The organism is Mesorhizobium sp. M7D.F.Ca.US.004.03.1.1, assembly GCF_003998635.1.
Taxonomy (GTDB): Bacteria; Pseudomonadota; Alphaproteobacteria; order Rhizobiales; family Rhizobiaceae; genus Mesorhizobium; species Mesorhizobium loti.
In genome coordinates this window covers 1-3361 of record NZ_RZQG01000667.1, presented here as the reverse complement: position 1 = coordinate 3361, position 3361 = coordinate 1, and the positions used below count along the sequence as shown (strand labels likewise).

The window sequence follows — 3361 nt, the reverse complement described above, 5'->3', positions numbered from 1 at the left end:
CGTCCATACTCGGCGTGCCTGTCGCCTTCTTTTTCGAGGATGCGCCCGGCCAGGAGCCCGTGGCGGGCCGTGGATTTGCCGAGGATGCGTCGATGGCTTTCGCCGTTGAATTCTGCGGCAGTCCGGAAGGACTCCAGCTCAACCGGGCCTTTGTCAAGATCGCCGACGCCAAGGTGCGCCGCAGGATCATAGACCTGGTCAAGTCCCTCTCCACGGACGATCCCGACTGATCCGCAATCACGCCAGAGCCGGCGGCGTGTTGCCGCCGGTGGCACAAGATAACTGCATCGACATTCATGCCAGAGCCGAAGCACCGCTTGACGAGCGGCGCTTCGCCCCGCTAACACGTGGCGCGCCAAAATCGGCAGCCTGCCGATCGTTTTTCAAGAGGGGACACCCGTGACGCGGCAGAACTACTTCTTTACCTCGGAATCCGTTGCCGAGGGCCATCCCGACAAAGTCTGTGACCGGATTTCCGACGAGATCGTCGATCTGGTCTATCGCGAAGCCAAGAAGACCGGCATGGACCCGTGGAAAGTCCGTGTCGCCTGCGAGACGCTGGCCACCACCAACCGAGTCGTCATCGCCGGCGAAGTGCGTGTTCCCGACACGCTGCTCAAGAAGGACAAGGCCGGCAATATTCTCAAGGATGCCGCCGGGCATTCGGTCGTCAATCCGGCCAAGTTCAAGTCGGTCGCCCGCAAGGCGATCCGCGAAATCGGCTATGAGCAGGCCGGCTTCCACTGGAAAACGGCGAAGATCGAGGTCCTGCTGCACGGCCAGTCGCCGGATATCGGCCAGGGCGTCGACAATGCCTCCGACCGTCAGGGCGAAGAGGGTGCCGGCGACCAGGGCATCATGTTCGGTTATGCCTGCCGCGAGACGCCGGATCTGATGCCTGCGCCGATCTACTACAGCCACAAGATTCTCGAACTGCTGGCTGCCGCCCGTCACGAGGGCAGCGGTGAAGCCGGCAAGCTAGGGCCGGACGCCAAGAGCCAGGTCACCGTTCGCTATGTCGACGGCAAGGCCGCCGAGGCGACGCAGATCGTGCTGTCCACACAGCATCTCGATGCGAGCTGGGATTCGAAGAAGGTCCGCAAGGTCGTCGAACCCTATATCCGCGAGGCGCTGGGCGACCTCAAGATCGCCGACAACTGCATGTGGTACATCAACCCGACCGGCAAGTTCGTCATTGGCGGGCCGGACGGTGATGCCGGCCTGACCGGCCGCAAGATCATCGTCGACACCTATGGTGGTGCCGCACCGCATGGCGGCGGCGCCTTCTCCGGCAAGGACACCACCAAGGTCGATCGCTCGGCGGCCTATGCGGCACGCTATCTGGCCAAGAACGTCGTGGCGGCGAAACTCGCCGACCGCTGCACCATCCAGCTTTCCTACGCCATCGGCGTTGCCCAGCCGCTGTCGGTCTATGTCGACCTGCACGGCACCGGCAAGGTCGACGAGGCAAAGCTCGAGGAGGCGCTGCGCACCGTGATGGATCTGTCGCCGTCCGGCATCCGCCGCCATCTCGATCTCAACAAGCCAATCTATGCCAAGACGTCGTCCTACGGCCATTTCGGCCGTAAGGCCGGCCGCGACGGGTCTTTTTCCTGGGAAAAGACCGATCTCGCCAAGGCGCTCAAGGATGCGGTCGCCGCCTGACAGCGGCGCCGCAGAGTCCCGCCATGGACCCGAAGGACAGACCAAGCCGTGCGACCGAAGCCTTCTTCGGTCGCCGGCGTGGCAAGACCATGCGTCCGCAGCAGGCGGCAGCACTGGAAAGCGGCTTCGGCACATACCGTCTCGATCTGACGGCCGAACCGCCGGCCGATCTGCGCACTCTGTTTGAAGCCGATGTTGGCGCGGTTCGCCTCGAGATCGGCTTCGGCGGCGGCGAACATCTCCTGCATCGCGCGACCGAGGCGCCTTCGATCGGCTTTATCGGCGTCGAGCCCTTCGTCAACGGCATGGCCAAGATGATGATGGCGGTGCGCGAGAAGTCGCTCGCCAATCTGCGGGTTTATGACGACGACGCCACCAGGCTGCTCGACTGGCTGCCGCAAGCCTCGCTCGACGGCATCGATCTGCTCTATCCCGATCCTTGGCCGAAGAAGAAGCACTGGAAGCGGCGCTTCGTCAGCCCGGTCAATCTCGAGCGGTTCGCGCGTGTGCTGAAGCCGGGCTCAAAATTCCGCTTTGCGTCCGATATCGACACTTATGTCAACTGGACCTTGCTGCATTGCCGTGCGCATGGCGCGTTCGCGTGGCAGGCTTCGGAGGCGGCGGACTGGCACCGGCCTTATGATGGCTGGCCGGGCACGCGTTACGAGGCGAAGGCCATTCGTGAGGGGCGGCGGCCGGCCTATCTCACTTTCGTCAGAACATAGGCCCACGGCGCACCAGCTTTGCAAAGGCGGGTGTCATCCACTCGCCAGGTTCAAAAACGGCCGATCCTGTTGAAGACAGCCGGGTCCATTCCGAGCTTGCGCAAGTCGTCGGCGCGCGGCTTGCGGCCCGCTTCCACGGCACGCGAGGCGGCGACCGCGCTGCCAAATGTCGTGAAGAGTTCGCCTATGGCGGATAAGATCTTGCGGTTGGTCATGGACATGCCCTTTCGGTGCCGTGTCGTGCAATCATCTTTGTGCGATGCACCATAAATGGGGACGCAACGGCAAAGCTCACAGGGGTTTCGCCGCATGGAGGCCATGCGTCTGGCGCAACACTGGCGCCGCACGGCTTTTGTTCGGACTGCACGGCGGGCTTGAAACACCTGCCATGATCGTTTATATCAGCCTCAAATTCTTGGTCGGTATGACGAAGAGTGGGTCCACCCGGTCCCGCTCTTTTTTATTACCTGCCGATAACTTCGGGTAGAACGACAGGGTTTCAATGACTGCAACGGCAAGCGAGGGCGACGATCGCATCATCCGCGAAAGCGGCATCGATGCGCGCATCGCGCTGATCGTCCAGCCGGTTCTGCGTGGCATCGGCTTCCGCCTCGTGCGGGTGCATCTGTCGGGCCAGAACGGGCTGACGCTGCAGATCATGGCCGAGCGCGAGGACGGCACCATGTCCGTCGAGGATTGCGAAGAGGTCAGCCGCGCGGTGTCGCCGGCGCTCGACGTCGATGATCCGATCGAAAAGGCCTATCACCTCGAAGTCTCGTCGCCCGGCATCGACCGGCCGCTGGTCCGCAAATCGGATTTCACGACCTGGACCGGTCATCTGGTCAAGATGGAAACATCGATCGTCGTTGCCGACCGCAAGCGATTCAAGGGCAAGATCGTCGAGGCCGGTGAAGACGATGTGCTGATCGAGCGCGAAAAGGCCGCCTATGGCGAGAAGCCGACGGTGCGGG

4 protein-coding genes and 1 pseudogene are annotated in these 3361 nt (G+C 62.8%); 4 read left to right on the top strand and 1 reads right to left on the bottom strand.

Translation table 11 applies throughout. The features are described from left to right. The 3 genes and pseudogenes from EN935_RS27665 to EN935_RS27655 all read left to right on the top strand — a co-directional run. A pseudogene (locus EN935_RS27665) lies at positions 1 to 230 on the top strand (transcriptional regulator); the annotation flags it as partial. A 169-nt stretch (positions 231 to 399) separates the two neighbouring features. Further along, entirely contained in the window at positions 400 to 1665 is a 1266-nt protein-coding gene (gene metK / locus EN935_RS27660) for a methionine adenosyltransferase (protein WP_109666370.1), read from the top strand. A 23-nt stretch (positions 1666 to 1688) separates the two neighbouring features. Beyond that, the gene (locus tag EN935_RS27655; RefSeq protein WP_127264281.1) at positions 1689 to 2390 is read left to right on the top strand and encodes a tRNA (guanosine(46)-N(7))-methyltransferase TrmB; all 702 of its coding nucleotides are present in this window, start codon (positions 1689 to 1691) and stop codon (positions 2388 to 2390) included. A gap of 50 nt (positions 2391 to 2440) precedes the next feature. On the opposite strand, the gene EN935_RS27650 is transcribed toward EN935_RS27655, so the two are convergent. Then, positions 2441 to 2605: a hypothetical protein gene (locus EN935_RS27650; protein ID WP_082525350.1), complete on the bottom strand. Its 165-nt coding sequence runs from the start codon at positions 2603 to 2605 to the stop codon at positions 2441 to 2443. A gap of 287 nt (positions 2606 to 2892) precedes the next feature. Here EN935_RS27650 and rimP point away from each other — a divergent pair. Continuing rightward, a partial coding sequence (gene rimP / locus EN935_RS27645) for a ribosome maturation factor RimP (RefSeq protein ID WP_127373824.1) occupies positions 2893 to 3361 on the top strand: 469 nt, incomplete at its 3' end.